This is a genomic window from Paraliomyxa miuraensis, from assembly GCF_026337845.1.
GTDB lineage: Bacteria > Myxococcota_A > Polyangia > Nannocystales > Nannocystaceae > Paraliomyxa > Paraliomyxa miuraensis.
Genome location: NZ_JAOVZF010000131.1, coordinates 1 through 16,283 on the forward strand (window position 1 = coordinate 1; position 16,283 = coordinate 16,283).

8 protein-coding genes are annotated in these 16,283 nt (G+C 69.4%); 6 read left to right on the forward strand and 2 right to left on the reverse strand.

Annotation, left to right across the window (positions count from 1 at the left end; translation table 11 throughout):
* Positions 1–25: 25 nt before the first annotated feature.
* Together OEB96_RS03730 and OEB96_RS03735 are read right to left on the reverse strand one after the other, a co-directional pair.
* Positions 26–427 (reverse strand): hypothetical protein, encoded by a 402-nt coding sequence (locus OEB96_RS03730; protein ID WP_266214037.1) that lies wholly within the window; start codon positions 425–427, stop codon positions 26–28.
* A complete protein-coding gene (locus OEB96_RS03735) occupies positions 415–1,914 on the reverse strand; it encodes a DEAD/DEAH box helicase (protein ID WP_266214038.1) in 1,500 nt (499 codons plus the stop codon). Before OEB96_RS03735 ends, OEB96_RS03730 begins: the two co-directional genes overlap by 13 nt.
* Before the next feature lie 517 nt (positions 1,915–2,431).
* Here OEB96_RS03735 and OEB96_RS03740 point away from each other — a divergent pair.
* The 6 genes from OEB96_RS03740 to OEB96_RS03765 all read left to right on the forward strand — a co-directional run bounded on the left by OEB96_RS03740 (position 2,432) and on the right by OEB96_RS03765 (position 16,267).
* Positions 2,432–6,118: an AAA family ATPase gene (locus OEB96_RS03740; RefSeq protein WP_266214039.1), complete on the forward strand. Its 3,687-nt coding sequence runs from the start codon at positions 2,432–2,434 to the stop codon at positions 6,116–6,118.
* Between the two features lie 357 nt (positions 6,119–6,475).
* The gene (locus OEB96_RS03745; protein WP_266214040.1) at positions 6,476–7,597 is read left to right on the forward strand and encodes a tyrosine-type recombinase/integrase; all 1,122 of its coding nucleotides are present in this window, start codon (positions 6,476–6,478) and stop codon (positions 7,595–7,597) included.
* Between the two features lie 433 nt (positions 7,598–8,030).
* A complete protein-coding gene (locus OEB96_RS03750; protein WP_266214041.1) occupies positions 8,031–8,447 on the forward strand; it encodes a hypothetical protein in 417 nt (138 codons plus the stop codon).
* Entirely contained in the window at positions 8,441–12,514 is a 4,074-nt protein-coding gene (locus tag OEB96_RS03755; RefSeq protein WP_266214042.1) for a CHAT domain-containing protein, read from the forward strand. Before OEB96_RS03750 ends, OEB96_RS03755 begins: the two co-directional genes overlap by 7 nt.
* A 60-nt stretch (positions 12,515–12,574) precedes the next feature.
* The gene (locus OEB96_RS03760) at positions 12,575–13,339 is read left to right on the forward strand and encodes an RNA polymerase sigma factor (protein ID WP_266214043.1); all 765 of its coding nucleotides are present in this window, start codon (positions 12,575–12,577) and stop codon (positions 13,337–13,339) included.
* Between the two features lie 42 nt (positions 13,340–13,381).
* Positions 13,382–16,267, forward strand: a complete 2,886-nt coding sequence (locus OEB96_RS03765) for a protein kinase domain-containing protein (RefSeq protein WP_266214044.1) — start codon at positions 13,382–13,384, stop codon at positions 16,265–16,267.
* The last annotated feature ends 16 nt before the right edge of the window (positions 16,268–16,283 follow it).

Below are 16,283 nucleotides of genomic sequence, written 5' to 3' on the forward strand. Positions count from 1 at the left end.
GGTGACAGAACGCTGCACTGATCAGCTACGACGACGAGGGGTTGTTTCGGTTGGAGGGTGTCCACTGAAACGGGGGAGGTCTAGAGTAGCCCCAGCGGTGGTAACGGTCACTGGCTTGCTCCCAGTCGAGGGGAAGGTCCACGAAGATCCGCAGCGTGACCGCCTTGCTGGCCGCGACGATCGCACACGGAACAGGCTGTTGCCCTCGTCGAGGACACTTGGGCGCGTGCTCATAGAGGTCCCGCCCTTCCTTGGCCGGCTTCTTGCGACCCTTGTCCTTCTTCTTCGTAGCGCTCGGCTCGGGCCAAGTCAGGGAGTGGCCGCAGTCGGCGCACAGATAGAAGCCACGTGCACCGTCATGGAGGTACGGGGCGCCGGTATCCTTCTGGATCTTGGTCGGCGGTTGCCACTCGTTCAGCCATCGCACCGTCTCGTTGTTCCGGAGCTCGGCAAACCACCCGGTGGGGAGCTGGAACCGCAGCATCGGCTGGCCATCGTGCTGGGGATGGGCTCGTACCCGAGCCGCCATGCTGTAGCGATCCTCCTCCTCCAGCACGGGGGTATCGTCCCGCCGCGCAACGAAGCCGCACCGTAGCGCTCCACGCGACGCCGGTAGTCCGAGAGCGTCTTGAGCCGCTGCTTGCGGGCCTCCTCTTGCTCCTGCCCCTTCTCCACGAGCTCGCCGTAGCGCTCAGCGATGACTCCCAGCGTCTTCTGACACGCGCGCACCGTGGACACCGAGCGCTTGAGCAGCGACACGAACGCCAGCACCTCACCGAATTGCCGACGACGGATTGCCTGTTTGAGGCGCGGCGCCACCAGGGCCAGGATCGATGCCTGGAGCGCGGAGAACACGGGATGGCTATCGGCGCTGAACTCCACCGGGTGCGGCACGACGTCGCGGTCCCTGAACATCGGCTCGTCGGTGCCGGGCTTCTTGATGTGGTGCTTGAGCCGCCGCACCACGTGTCGGCGATACCCATCCCCACGGATCCCCCGGCGACCGTCCACCAGGCTCGGGTCGAGCAGCTCGAGCAGCGAGGCAAAGTGCTCGTCGTAGCCGTCGTGCGGCGTGGCCGTGAGCAGCAATAGTCCGTCGCTCTGGCGGGCGAGCAGCTCGGCCAAGCGCCGGCGCCGAGAGTCCTCCCGATCGCCCGCACCGCCCAGACTGACGCAGTGGTGCGCCTCGTCGATGATCACGAGGTCCCAGCTCGCGCGCTCGAGGTCGAGCATGATCTTGTCCTGCTTGGCAAAGTCGATCGACAGCAGGCACAGGCTCATGTGGTCGAACGGGTTGGCGCCCAGCACGAGCTGACGCCGCTTCTCTTGCAGCGTGCTCCAGTCGCCGATCGCTTCGAAGCGAAGCCCGAAGCGCTGGCGCATCTCCGACTGCCACTGCACCAACAGCGGCCCGGCCGGCGATACGATCAGCACGCGATGCGCCCGGCGACGCGCGATGAGCTCGGCGATGATGAGCCCGGCCTCGACCGTCTTGCCGAGGCCCACGCCGTCGGCGAGCAGCAGGCGGGGCCGGCTCAGGGAAAGGACCCGCATCACTGGGACGATCTGGTAGGGCGCGATGTCGAGTCGCCCCGGCTGCACCGCTTGGAGCGCCGATGGACCGAGCGCCTGCTCGAGCAGGAATGCCCGGTGGTAGAGCAGCCACTCTTGCAGTGGCCCGGCGCGCTTGGGGTCGAGCGCCGTCACGATGGCGTCGACCTGCTCGAACGGCGAGAGCAAGTCGATCTCGCGGCCGCGGAGATCGCCCTGAGTGCACCGCAAGCGGTAGCGGAGCTGCTCGCCCGCCTGCTCGGCGTGGACGATCTCCCAAGTGAGCCCGCGGGCGCGAACTGGCGTGCCAGGTAGGAGGACGTCGCGAACGGGGACGCGGGTGGAGACGGCGGGGATGCTCATGAGCGGGGGCGGTGGTGCGAGGCTGGCCGAACGATCCCTGTGGCCCGCGGGAAGGCAGCTTCAGTGGAAGGCCAGGAAAGCAAATGGTGTGCGCCGTGTCCATGCCGCGAGGCTGGGTCTCCGTCGGGGGAGCTCCTCACGCAAGAAAGGGCGTTGAACGGGTGATCTCGGGGCCGTGCTGCCGTTGACTTGGAGGGGGTGGCGTGCTCCCGAAACGCGTGCCGCACCGTGCTGGACCCCGCTCCACTTCGAGGCGCACCGCCATTACCGCCGGAGCATGCTCCCTGCTGCCACTCGCGCGGCGACGAAAGACCATGGCCCGAAAGGTCCTATTCTTGCGCTTGGAGGTGCCGACAGGGGTACAGCGCGTCGTGAGTGCGATACCGCGCTCTGCTCGAAACGAGGTCCGTGCAGCCTTCCCGGCTGAGCTGGTAACCTCATCCCCTTTCGAACCCGTCGAGGTGACCCCGTGCTCCTTGCTCCCGGCGCAGTGCAGCTCCCGCTCTCGCATCTCTCCGTGCGGATTCCTTGGCACGACACCGACTGGACCGGTCGAGTCTGCGCTTCGCCAGCAGTCAACCACGCCTGCACCGTGCTGGCGAACGTCCTCGAGTCCAAGGACGCCGACGACGAGGAGTCCCTCGCCGGTCTCGCTTGGACGGACATCGAGGATCGCAAGCGTCTGCCTCCCTGCATCGGCGAGCGCGGTGGTTTCATGCGGCCCTCGCCGTTCGAATACTATCGGGAGCATGCCTACGCGAAGGGCTGGAAGCCTCCACGCTCGCACCGACACTTCGCGTCAACGGTCACGCGCATGCCCGCCTACAGCCTCGAGGCGGTGCCCTACCGTTGGATGACTCGGGACGAGTGTCAGCGCTATGCCGACGCGTGGGGGATCGAGTGGGACCCCGCGCTCGAGGAGCACGCCGATCAACTGATGAGCTGGGATCGCCCGACCGGGTGGCTCCAAGACCACCGCAACCAGCTCGCGTTCCTCGACACCTTCTTCTCTGCCATCGAGGCTGACCGCTCGCTCGTCTTCCTGTACGTCAAGGATCTGCCCCTGCTCGAGGAACGCCTGCCCGGCACCCGTGTATTGGTTGGCGCCGCGCGAGTCCGCGAGGTCGGACCGTGGCAGGAGTGGTCCTACAAGACAAGCATGGAGCGACCCCTGCGCTCGGTGTTGTGGGAGCGGCCCGTGCACCACTCGATCCGTCCCGACTTCGCCGACGGGTTCCTGCTGCCCTACCAGGCGCTGCTGCGCAGCCCCAAGCTCCACGGGCAAGACCTCAGCCGTTTCGTCGCCTTTGCGTCGGGTGACTACTTCGAGGAGTTCTCCTACGTCACTGCCCACGTGAGCCACGACGGTGCGATCGCGGCTCTCCTCGATCTCGCTCGTGTGGTGGACCTGCTCCCGGGACTGGTCGACGGCCCCTGGAACGCTGTTGCCAAGTGGATCTCCGATCGTATGGCGGATGCCTGGAAGCTCCGCGGCCCGTATCCCGGGCTCGGCTCGGCCCTGACCGCAGCCGGCATCGAGCGAGGCGCGCTCGTTGCTCACCGAGTGATCGCCTCGCTGGACGACCCGGCCTCCAACCCTTGGCCCGCGCTGGACACCGCCATCGAGCGCCCGGAGCAGGGGCCTGCGGCCGGGCTCGTCAAGCGCGTGGGCAAGAAGTGCTGGACTCGGCTCCAGAAGGACCAGACGCGCATGAAGCTCCTGCGGCTCCTGGCTCGTTTCCCCCTGACGGTGGAGCAGGCCACGCGGCTCTTTGACCGTGAGCAGCGGGCCGAGGCCGGCATCGAGGTCACCGACGACGCGCTGCTCGACAATCCCTACCTGCTCTACGAGCTCGATCGCGGGCGCTTCAGCTCGATCTCGCTGGGTACGATCGACCGAGGGCTGTTCCCACGGGATGCCGTCGTGGCCAAGTCACTCGCGGACGACCCGCTGCCCGAGCCCATCGACGAGGCCGCCGATGACCGTCGGGTCCGTGCGGCGGCGGTGCACGTGCTCGAGCAGGCCACGGACGAGGGACACACGCTACTCGACACGCGGACCCTCCGCGAGCACATCGGCAAGCTCTCGCTCGAGCCTCGCATCGAGCCCTCGGGGCCCTCCTGGGAGAACGCCGTGGATGAATTCGACCCCGTGCTCGTCGAGGCAGAGCTCGCTCTCGATGACGACGAAGGGCCTCGGTCGGGCTGGCAGCTCGCTCGGTTGAAGGCCGCGGGAGACATCATCCGAAGCGAGGTCGACGCTCGGCTCTCCGGCGACGAACTCGCGTTGGAGTGGGACTGGCGGGCGCGGATCGATCAGATCCTGGAGCGGGCCGATGATGATCCCGCCGAGCAGCAAGCGCGTGCCGAGAAGGCCGACGCACTGCGCGTGTTGGCGCGGTCACGCATCTCGGTGCTCGTAGGCCCGGCCGGCACCGGCAAGACCACCATGCTCGAGGCGCTGTGCAAGCACGAAGACGTCCAGGGGGGCGGCGTGCTCCTCTTGGCGCCCACGGGCAAGGCCAGGGTCCAACTCGCGAGCCGAGTCGGCGCGCAGGCGCAGACCCTGGCGCAGTTCCTCCGCCGTTCCAAGCGCTGGGACGCGGAACTCGGGTATCGGCTCGTTCCCAACGGTCGCCGGGAGACCGGGATTCGCACGGTGGTCGTGGACGAGGCGTCCATGCTCACGGAGATGATGCTCGCGTCGCTACTGGAGGCCCTCGGTGGGGTGGAACGCCTGATCTTCTGCGGCGACCATCGCCAGCTGCCTCCCATCGGCGAGGGACGTCCGTTCGCTGATCTCGTCCGGCACCTCCAGGAGCGCCGCGTTGGTTTCGCCGAGCTTCGCGTACGACGTCGGCAGCGATCGAAGGATGGCAAGCCGCGTGACGACTTGGCCGTGGCCCAGTGGTTCGTCACCGACGGTGTCCATGCTGCCAGCGACGAGGCGCTCGCTCGAGTCCTGGTGGGGAAGTCCGACGGCACGATCGTCTTCGAGTCATGGAAGGACGAGGACGAGCTGCACCAGAAGGTGGTCGAGCACGTCGATGCCCTCGGGGTTCCCGTTGGCGACGCCGATGCGCTCAAGCGCTCGCTCGGAGCGACCGGGACCTACAACGGCCACGTCGCCTTCGAGTTCGGTTCGGGGGGGAAGGGAGCTGAGGCTTGGCAGATGCTGTCGCCAGTTCGCAACCGCGAGGGCGGGATCGTGATGCTCAATGATCTCGTGCGAAGGACTTGGCGGCACGGCGACGCCATGCGCGCGCGTCGCTCGAAGAACCTACCCCCACCGATGGGGACCGACGAGATCCTGTTCCACGACAAGGTGATGTGCATCCAGAACCATGGGCGCACGGGCTGGCGGGTCGATGAGCGCGAGACCGTCAAGTTGGACGTGGCCAACGGCGAGATCGGCATGGTCACCCACTGGCAGGGCCGGAAGGGGTTGAAGGTCGAGTTCTCCACCCAGCCGGGATTGCAGTACACGTTCTGGGCCTCGGACCTCGACGGGACCGGTGAGCGGGGCCAAGAGCTGCTCGAGCTTGCCTACGCGGTCACGATCCACAAGGCCCAGGGCTCGCAGTTCGGCGTTACCTTCGTGGTCGTCCCGAACCCGTGCTTGCTCTTGAGTCCGGAGCTGCTCTACACGGCCCTCACCCGGCAGCAGCACCGCACCGTGGTGCTCGTGCAGGGGGACCCCTCGGAGCTGCGCAAGTATACGGGTCCCACGCGCTCGGCCACGGCTCGGCGACTGACGAACCTGTTCCGGGCCCCGGCTCCGCTCACCCTGGATGGTATCTTGCTCGACGCGGCCCACCTGCATCGAACCGGGAACGGCGAGATGGTCCGCTCGAAGTCCGAGGTGATCGTCGCCGACGTCTTCAAGCGTCTCGAGGTCCGCTACGAGTACGAGAAGGAGCTGGTCATGGCGGACGGCTCATGGCGGATCCCGGACTTCACGATCCCTCTTCCCGGGGGCCGGGTGGTGTACTGGGAGCACCTCGGGATGCTCCACGACGTCACCTACCGCGAGGACTGGGACCGCAAGCTCGCCTGGTACGCCAAGCACGGGATCCGGCCGTGGAAGGAGGGCGGGGGACCCCGTGGTGTGCTGGTGTGGTCTACCGAGGGGCAGGAGTCGAAGGGGATCGACTCGGAGGCGATCGAGGCGCTTGCACGGAGCGCGTTGGGGCTCGCTGGCTGAGGAGCCTACACGGCCGCGGTGAGCTCCCCACGAAGGCATGCTCCATCCCGATCGCTGCGCGTATCTCCGGAACATCGAGTACCACTGCGCCGCATGAGCTGCCATCGACGTTGTGGAGCGCGAGCGTCCGGGAAGCATACGCGGGGAAGGGACGCATGCCCGAGCATCGCGATAGTGGCGGCCCCGTGGATCCGTCCGCGTATTGGATGGTCTTCGTCCTCCCTCACGCTGATGTTCGGCACCCGGCCACTGCAAGCACCCCCATCCCGAGCTATCCTCCTTTCCGCCAACACCGCGTTACCCGGAAAGCACTCAGGTAACGCCATGACCGTCCGACGAAGCCATCGAGGCCGCTGGATGATCGACATCCAAATCACCATGCCCGACGGGTCCATCACCCGCATCCGCAAGGTCAGCCCCGTGCCGACCCGCCGCGGTGCGGAGAACTACGAGCGAGAGGTCCGCGCGGCCCTGCTCGAAGGGGCCCGCAGCAGCAAGGAGGACAACCAGCCCGTGGTGCCGACGCTCGCGTCGTTCGCCACGTTCTTCATCGACACCTACGCCACCACCAACAACCGACCCAGCACCGTCCGCGAGAAGCGGCGCACGCTCGGCCGGGGCATGCTCGCCCAGCTCGGGCGGCTACGCCTCGACCAGATCGGCCCCCGTCAGCTCGAAGCCTTCAAGGCCCGGCGCAAGAAGGACGGGGTCTCGAACAAGACGATCAACGAGGAGCTCGCCATTCTTTCGAAAATCCTCGGGTACGCCGAGGAGATCGGGGAGCTGACGACGCCACCTCCGAAGATCCGCCGCCTCAAGGTCCAAAAGCCGTCGTTCGACTTCCTCGATTTCGACGAAGCGATCCGGCTCGAGGACGCGGCGCAGCACGCCCCCGCCCCCTGGCGGGCGATGATCCCGTTCGCCCTTTGGAGCGGACTACGGATCGGCGAGCTGCGGGCCCTTCGTTGGGATGACCTCGACTTCGTCACGGGCGTGCTGCACGTCCGTCGCGCGGTCGATGACGTGGGCGACCTGCAGCCGCCCAAGAGCGGCCAGCCTCGGGTCGTCGACCTGCCCCAGAAGGCGGTCGACCTGCTCCGCGACCACCGGCACGGGCACGGCCTGTACGTGTTCTGCCGCCCAGACGGCTCGATGCTCGCGCGTTGGGACTGCGAGCCCCACTCGAGCGACCCCGAGGACGACAGCGCCCTCAACGAGGTCGCCCGCAAGGCCGGCCTTCGACGGATCGGCTGGCACACGCTGCGGCACACCTACGCGTCGCACTTGATGATGCGGGGCGCGAAGCCGGTCGAGGTCCAGGAGCTCCTCGGCCACGCGTCGCTGACGATGACGATGAGGTACACGCACCTCTCGCCAGGCGCCCGCCGGGCCGCAGCCAAGCTGCTCGACGCGGCACCACCACGGCACCATAGCGGCACCGGAAATCCGGACGACGAGTTTAATCCAATAAATTCATAAAGTTATCAGCGGAGGCGCACAGGAATCGAACCTGACCTCAGGGGGGTGGCGTGACTCGACGGGACGAGCACTTGGCCGCCACCACCCTGGATTCCTTCGGTTTTTGGCGCGGGCGGGGGAGGGCCGGGAGCGGCCCGGATCCTCGCTCGCGCGACAGATTGCCGGCAATGGTTGGGGGTCGTGGAAGGGGCCCGGAGGGCATGTAGGAGGGGGGCAGCGGGGGCCCGGAGGACCGTGCCGGAGCTCATTGCAGAGTCGTCGACGCGAGGGATGGGTCGGGAGCCTGCCGGTAAGGCGGATCTCCGACCCCTGGGCACCCAAGAGGCCACACAGAGCCGTTTCCGGCCCGCGGCGTCGACCCGAATCTACACGGGCATCGAGAAATTTCGCGAGACCGAGATCATTTTGGTCGGCGCTCCACATATCGGGAGCGATGCCAGAACTGAGGCTCGAGATCACGGGACCCGAGGCGGAGGAGATCGCCGCAGAGCTCGCGGCGCTACTCGCGGGGGCGTTGGGTCGGGCCGTCGTGCCCGAGCGGGCCGAGCCCGACTATGGGGCGCTGCTCCGCGAGCATGATGATCGCGGCTCCGACCCCGTCGCGGTCGCGACGTTGGTGCTCACGGTGCCGCCGGCCGTGGTGGCGATGATGGATGTCGTCACGCGCCTACGGGCGTGGGCGCGGACGCTGAAGGTCTCGCGAGCGCGCGTGACCTTGGCCGGCAAGTCGCTCGTGGAGGCGCTCGACGACGCGCTCAAGGAGGCCGAGGCGCGCGGCCTGCCGACGGTGGCCGGGGTGCACGGAACGAGCGAGTCCGACGCGGGCGGAGAGGGCGGTGAGCGATGCTGACGTACGAGCTGGCAGTGGAGACCGATCCGCAGACGAACGTGGTGCGGCTGCGTCTGGTGGATGGCGACGCAGCCCATCGCGGGAGCAAGCAGATCCGCCTCGAGGCGCACGAGGCGGCGAAGTGGGAGGGGCTGTTCGACACGCGGCAGTACGTCACGCGGTACCAGGGCTCGTTGCGTGACGAGCATGGCCACGTGTGGACGGCCGACGACCTGCTCGACGAGTTGGGGGCGTTCCTCGGGGAGATGGTGCTCGGGTCCGAGATCATGGCGGAGCTCTGCAAGGGAGGGATTCAACAGCGGACGCTCGTCGTGCGGGTTCCGGCCGCGGCCAACGACGTGCTGGCGGCTGCGTTCGCACGGGTCCCATGGGAGATAGCCAAGCCCAGCAAGGGCGAGCGGCCGCTGATGCAGCGCGGCGTTGTGGTGCGGGTGGCGACCGAGATGCCCGCGGAGCAGCCAAAGCCGACACAGGGCGTGGTGCGGGTATTGATCGTGCTCGCGGAAGCCCCGGGCTCGCGGCCGCTGGCAACGCGGCTCGAGCGGGAGGTGCTGCGACAGCTCTTCGAGGAGGAGATCCTCCCGCACCGTAACGTGGAGGTCGACGTGCTGTGCCACGGAGTCACGCGCGATGTGCTGCGTGAGCGCATCGCGTCGCGCAACGGGTACCACGTGGTGCACTGGAGCGGGCACGGGCACCACAACCTGCTCGAAATCATGGGTGACGACGGTGGCCGAACGACCATCAGCGGTGAGGCGCTGGTACAGCTGTTCGCGGATGCTGGTGGCTTCATCCCGCGGCTCTTCTTCTTGTCGGCATGCTTGTCGGGCACGCTGGTGGAGAAGGCCGACTGGGAAGCGCTCCGCCGGGCGCTGCGGGGCGAGGAGCCCGAGGCCAAGGCCGGAGAGAAGGGCGAGCGATCGCTCGGCGAGGCGCTCTCGCTGGACAACGCGCCGGGCTACACCGGCACGGCGCTCGCGCTCTTGCGTAGCGGCGTGCCGCAAGTCGTGGCCATGCGCTACAGCGTGGGCGACGACTATGCGCGCGAGCTCGCATGGTGGTTCTACAAGCGGCTCCTGGCCGACCCAGGCAAGCCGACCACGGAGCTCGCGCTGGCGCTCGCGCGGCGTGACGTCCTGGATCGGGGCTCGGCGCGGGCGAAGCGGACGCCGGTCGATCATGCCAACCCGCTGGTGTTCGGGCAGGCGGGCCGCTGGCTCGAGCCGAGTGAGCGGCGCAGCAAGCAGATGCAGCGGCTACGTCCCAAGCCGCAGCCGCTCTTGCCCAGCGGCGCACGGGAGCTCGAGCGTCCGCGATTCTTCGTGGGGCGCGGCAAGGTGCTCGGGCAGGTGAGCCGGGCGTGGCAGAAGGGTGGCGCCGGTGTGACGGTGGTGCATGGCATGGCGGGGCTCGGAAAGACCTCGATCGCGGGTGAAGCGGTGCACCTGTGGCACGAGCGGTTCAAGTGGGTGTTGGCGTTTCAGGCCAAGGGGATGGCGCTGACGGTGGAGGAATTCCTGCGGCAGGTGGATCTGCGGCTGTCGCTGGCGAGCGAGGCGTATCGCGAGAAGTGCGAGCAGTCGCCCTACGAGCGGGTGTACCTCGAGGTAGGGAGGCTCGTGGGCGAGGCGCGGTACGAGAAGATGGCAGAGAACCTGGTGGAGGCGCTGCGCGACGAGGCGGTGCTGCTGGTGCTCGACAACTTCGAGACCAACCTCGAGGACGTGCCGAGCGAGGGTGGGTATGCATGCAAGGATCCTCACTGGGATGCAATGCTGAGGGTGCTGGCGCGAGAGCTGCCGGGAACCGCGTCGCGGATCCTGGTGACCTCGCGACACCGGCTCGCGACGCTCGCCGAGGGTGGCCCGCACGAGACGGAGTGGATTTCGCTGGGGGCGCTGTCGGGGGAGGAGGCGGTGCTCTACGTGCGTAGCCACGAGCGGCTCTCGCCGCTCTTGGGCGACGAGGAAGGCTGTCGGTTGATCGAGCAATTGCTGCGGGTGAGCCGTGGGCACCCGTTGATCCTCGACCGACTCGCGGCGTTGGTCGGGGATCGCGAAGCGCTGAGCAAGGAGCTCGGGCGGCTCGAGCAGGAAGGGCTCGGCAAGCTGCCCGACCTGAGCGCGAGACTCACGAAGGAGGAGGCGGAGGCCGAGCGCGCGTACCTGGAGGACGTGGCGAAGGGGTCGGTGGACTTCTTGCTCGAGCGCGTGAGCGCGGGGGCGCGGCGGCTGTTGTGGGTGGTGACGCTGGCGTTCGAGGCGGTGAGCGAGGCGATGCTGGCGGAGGTGTGGGCCGGGCGGTCGGTGGAGCAAGCGGAGGTGCAGCCGTTGCTGCGCGAGCTGCACCAGGCCGGCTTGGTCACCCGCGAGGAGTCGATGCCTGCCAAGGGGGCCGACGGGGTAGCAAGCGCCAACGTCGTCTTCCACGAGCTCGTGCGCGAGCGCGTGGCCGCGTGGATGGTGCAACACCCTCACGAGCGAGGCCCGCGGACGGCCGAGCAGGTCTGGGTCGGCTACGGCCAGCGCTACGCGGCCGTGTTCGAGGGCCTGCTCGCGTCGGGCAAGCGCGAGGCGGCGGCCGAGGCCGGGCGCCGGGCGCTGGTGTACCTGGTGCGGGCCGGTGACTTCGAGGGCCTGGGGTCGTTTGCCAGCACGCTGGTCACGAGCACGCGGGACCCGACGCTGTTGGGGGCCGTCGTGGCCGAGCTTCGGGCCGTGGCCGAGCAGGTGCCCGCAGGACGGGCTCGCTGGAGCGTGCGCACCTACCTGGCCGACGCGTTGGACATGTCGGGGCGAGCCGACGAGGCGTTGCCGCTGTACGAGCAGGCGGCGGCCGAGGCCGAGCAGGCCGAGCACTGGAGCGACGTGGCCTGGGTCTGCGGCAACTGGGCCGGTGCGCTGGGGAACGTGGGCCAGCTCGACGCCTCGAAGGCCACCCACCTGCGCAGCGCGGAGGCCGAGCGCAAGGCCGGCCACCCGCTCGTGAACGTCGTCGCAAGCGAGCTGGAGGCGCTGCGCATCGACGTGAAGCAAGGCCACGCCGCGCAGGTGCTGGGGGACATCGAGGCCCGACTGGAGCAGGTGCGCGGCTGGTGGAAGGCCCATGCCGAGGGCAAGCCCGTCCCCGAGGCGCCCGACCGGGACTTCTTGGGTCGAGCGTTGGTGGGCGGCCTGGACATCGCTGAAGACGCCAACCGGGCCCTCGAACGGTGGCAGGGCTGCCTCGACCTGCTCGAGGAGACGGAGCGGACCAAGAGGGAACGGGGGGAGAGTCAGCACGAGCTGGCGTGCACGCGTTTCAACACGTACGGCCCGCTGCTGTCGTTGGGGCGGCTGGAGGAGGCCCAGCGCGTGCTGGAGGGCTGCCTGGTCGAGTTTCGCAAGGCCGGGGACGCGACGGGCGAGAGCACCGCCCTGTCCGCGCTCGCCGACCTCTGGAGTCACCGCGGAGACCTTCGGCAGGCGGCGGACCTGGAGCGCAACGCCCTCGCCGTCAGAAATCGCCTCCCCGACCCGGCAGGCCGAGCCATCTCGCACAACAACCTGGCCAACTACCTCGACCGCATGGGCCAAGCCGACGCGCCAGCCCATCGCCTCGCCGACCTCGTGTACGTGCTGGTATCTGGCCAGCACGAGGGCATTCCCACGACGTTGAACAACCTCGCCGTCGTCAAGCGCGAGGCCACCGCCGCCGGCCGCACCTACGACCTGCCCCGGCTCGCCGACACCCTCGCCCGCCCGGCGTTCGAGGCCCTGCACCGCTTCCTCACCACCCGCGAGGTCGACCTGCCCGCGCTCCAAGCCGCCATCGACCAGCTCGAAGCCCAGGCCACCCAAGCCGCCGCCGCACCTCCCGTCCCCAACTTCTCCGCCCTCCCCCCCGAGCTCCGCAGCCTCCTCGCCCCCATCTACCAAGCCGCCGTCGAAGGCCGCGACGTCGCCCCTCTCCTCGCGGAGCTCCGCAACGCCCTCGTCGAGGCCTCCCCCGAGCGAGCAGCGAAAATCGACGCCTTGCTCACCGCCGTCCGCGGCATGCTGCCCACCCCATCCACCCCCGCCAGCTGATCATGCTTTCCACCTCCCAGCCACGCCCGCGCGCCTTCTCCCCGCGGTATGCTCGCCTCGATGGTCGAGGCCTCCCCGCCGCCTACGCCTCGGGCCCAAGCTGCTGCGCTCTACGTACAGTACAGCGAAGAGCTGCTGGCGTTCTTCCGCGCTGCCTTGCCGATCGCCAAGGTCGACGCCAAGGACCTCCTCCAGCAGACCTTCGTCGAGCTGCTCGAGTGGCTCGCAGGCGATCCCGCCCGCACGATCACCTCCCCCCGCGGGCTGCTCTACAAGATCGCCCGCTGCCGCCTCTACGCCCATCGCGTCGCAGCCCAGCGCACGCTCTCGAGCGCCGACGTCGAGCCCACGACACCGGACGCTCATCGAGCCGCGTCGAGCACGATCGACGACGACCTCGAGTACCTCGCCTCGCTCCAAGAAGACCGCCGCGGCCTGCTCCGCGCGATGCGTCGGCTCGGCTCGCCGTCGTCCGACGATCATGCGGTCAGCGACCTCCAGCTCGCAGTCTACCTGCGCTTTTGGGCCGGGATGACCGAGACCGAGGTCGGCGAGGTGCTAGAGCACCCGCGCGCCACGATCGCGGGGCAGCTCCGCCGCGCCAAGGCCGAGCTGTCCTCGGTGCTCGCCGAGCTCGAGCGCCGCTCGCCGGGCTCCGCCGCCACCTCCACCACGCTGCTCGAGCGCTGGTGGCAGCAGATCGAGGCCCGCGCCGACGAGGTTGCGCTCACCGATCCCGATCCCGACGCCGCACCTCCCGACCCCGACTCCAACCCCTCGCGCTCGCCCGCCGATCCACACCCGTCCGCGTTACCGCGTACCTGACCCCGATCGCGAGCCCACGCCCATCACAGGAGACCACTGCTCATGCCCGACCGTGAGCTCCCCTCGCTGGGTCTGCCGCCCGAGGACCTCGAGTCGCGCCGCCTGCGGGCCGAGTGTGCGCGCGAGCTGTTCGGCGACGATGCGCCCGATCTCATGCGGCTCGGTCGCTTCACCCTCGTGTCCGAGCTCGGCACCGGCGGGCAAGGGGCCGTGTACGTGGCCGACGACCCCACGCTCGACCGCCGCGTGGCGCTCAAGCGGCTCACCGCGACCGGCCCGAAGCAAGCCGAGCAGCTCCGCCGCGAGGCGCAGGCGCTCGCCAAGATCACCCACCCCAACGTGGTCACCGTGTACGAGGTGGGCGAGGACGAGACCGGGCGCCCGTTCCTGGTGATGGAGCTCGTCGACGGCCAGCCGCTCCAGACGTGGCTGCGCCAGGCCCCCCGCTCCTGGACCGAGATCGTCGACGTGCTCGTTCCCATCGCCGAGGGCCTCGTCGCCATCCATGCGGCGGGCCTCGTGCACCGCGACGTCAAGCCGCACAACATCGTCATCACCCACGACGGCAAGGCCAAGCTCGTCGACCTCGGAATCGCGGCCAAGGACGCCGAGCCCCCCGCGGCCGTTCGCGAGCCGACCACCGCGCCCACGCCCACGCCCGGTACGGTGGGCTACATGGCGCCCGAGTGCTTCAGCGGGCGCGCCACGCCGCAGAGCGATCAGCTCTCGTTCTGCGTCACGCTCTACGAGGCCCTCCACGGCGTGCGACCGTCGTGGAGGCTCACCCGACCCGATGGATGGAAGCACGAGCGGCTCGACGCCCACGCGGCCACGCCCGCGAGCGACGGGCGCTCCGACACGGGGCCCGACGAGCCGCCCGATCCCAAGGCCGCGCTCGCTCGCCGCACGCCCCCTCCCAAGGCGCTCGTCCGCGTGCTCGGCCGCGGCCTGCAGCACGACCCCGCGCAGCGCCACGCCGACATGGACGCGCTGGTGAAGGCGCTGCTGCGGGTGCGTCGGCGCCGTGGCACGTGGCCCTTGCTCGCGCTCGCGGGCCTCGTGGCCGTGGGCACGGCGCTCGTGGTGCACGGGGCCTCGACCGACCCTTGCGACGATCCCCGGCCTGCCCAGCACCTGTGGGACCACGACGCGCGCGAGGCGATGCGAGCCGCGTTCGTGGCCACCGGATCGCCGCAGGCCGAGCCCACCTTCGTCGCCGTCGAGCACATGCTCGACGACGCCACCCTCGCGCTCGACCGGCGCTTCGCCGATGTGTGTGCCACGGGCGTGGAGCCAACCGCACGGCAGCTCGCGCTCGCCGAGCTGCACACCCACCACGCCACGCTCCGCACGGTGATGGGCTCGCTCGCCCACGTCGACGCGCCGGCGCTGCCCGAGGTGCCGATTCGCCTCGCACCGCTGCTCGACCGCATGCACGATCCCGGCCCACGTGACGCCTGCGAGGCGACCGACGCTGCGCTCGCACCCACGGCCGAGCTCGAGGCGATCGAAGCCTCAATGCAAGAGGCCGTGGCCCGCGGCATCGCAGGGGACTACGACGCCGCGCTCGCAGGCGCCGAATCAGCGCTGTCGCTCGCCCAGGGCGAAGCGCTCGCCCCCTTGCGCGCGCGCCTTCACCTGCAGCGCGGGCGGCTGGCCCTCGATGCGCAGCGACTCGACGAAGCCGTACGAGAGCTCGACACGGCGCGCTCGCAGGCCGAGACACTCGGCTGCGACGGTCTCGGATCGGAGGCGCTGTCGCTGTGGGCCAAGGCTCGGATCCTCGACTCCACGGGAGCGCTCGACGAGGCCACGCAGGCCGTTCGCGTGGCGCTCGAAAAGCTCGACCGGCTCGGCATCGACGGCTCGCGCCGCGCCGAGGCACTCAACAGCCAGGGCCTGGTGCTGCACCGCAAGCACGACGACGAGGCCGCGGTGGCGAGCTATCGCGAGGCGCTGGCGATCCGCGAGGCGCTCGATCCACCCGCGATGCTCGACATGGCTCTCACCACGCTCAACCTCGGGGCCGCGCTCTCGGACTTGGGGCAGACACGGGCTGCCATCGCCACTCTCGAACGCGCGCGCACGCTGTTGGAGTCGGCGCTTTGGCCCGACCATCCAAGCCTCTACAAGGCGCACGCCAACCTGAGCCACGCCTACCTCGCAGCCGGGGACCTTCCCGCGGCCCAGCGCTCGCTCGAGCGGGCGCTCGTGCTGGCGGAGGCCGGGTTCGGCCCCGACAGCCCCAAGCTCGCCAACCTGCACGTGGCGATGGCGCGCGTGCTCGACTACCAACACGAATTCGAGGCCGCCATCGATCACGCGACCCAGGCCGACGCGATCATGGTCCGCGCCGGTGGTCCCGACGACGCCCGACGCGTGGTCACGCTCGAGGCAATTGGACAGGCTCTCACCGACGCCGGACAGCCCGGGCAGGCCGTGCCTCCGTTCGAGCAAGCGCTCGCCCTCCAGGCCAAGTCCGGCCAAGCGAGCGCGGTCGATCTCGCGATCGGTCGAGGCAAGCTCGCCCAGGCCCACGCCGGGGCCGGGCAGCACGACCGAGCACGGCTGCTATTCGAAGAGGCGCAGCGGCCGTTCGACGTCGATCCTTCGCTGCGCGAGGACTCCTACTACCCCGAGCTCCTGCTGGGCTGGGGCGAGACGCTCGTGGCCCTCGGGCGCCGCGACGACGCAGTGGTCCCACTTCGCGAAGCCATCGCGCGCTGGAGCGAGCGCGACGACAACCCCGAACGGCTCGCCCACGCACGCTGGGCGCTCGCACGGGCTTCATGTGCCACCGACCGCGAGCATGCGCTCGCCGAGGCTCGCACTGCGCTCGACCACTTCACCGCCGGTGAAGTCGAAGGCGCCTCGCGGATGCGAGAAGAGATTTCGAGTTGGATCGATCGAGGCTGCGCGTCGGGCTGACGGCAGCGAAGCAAAC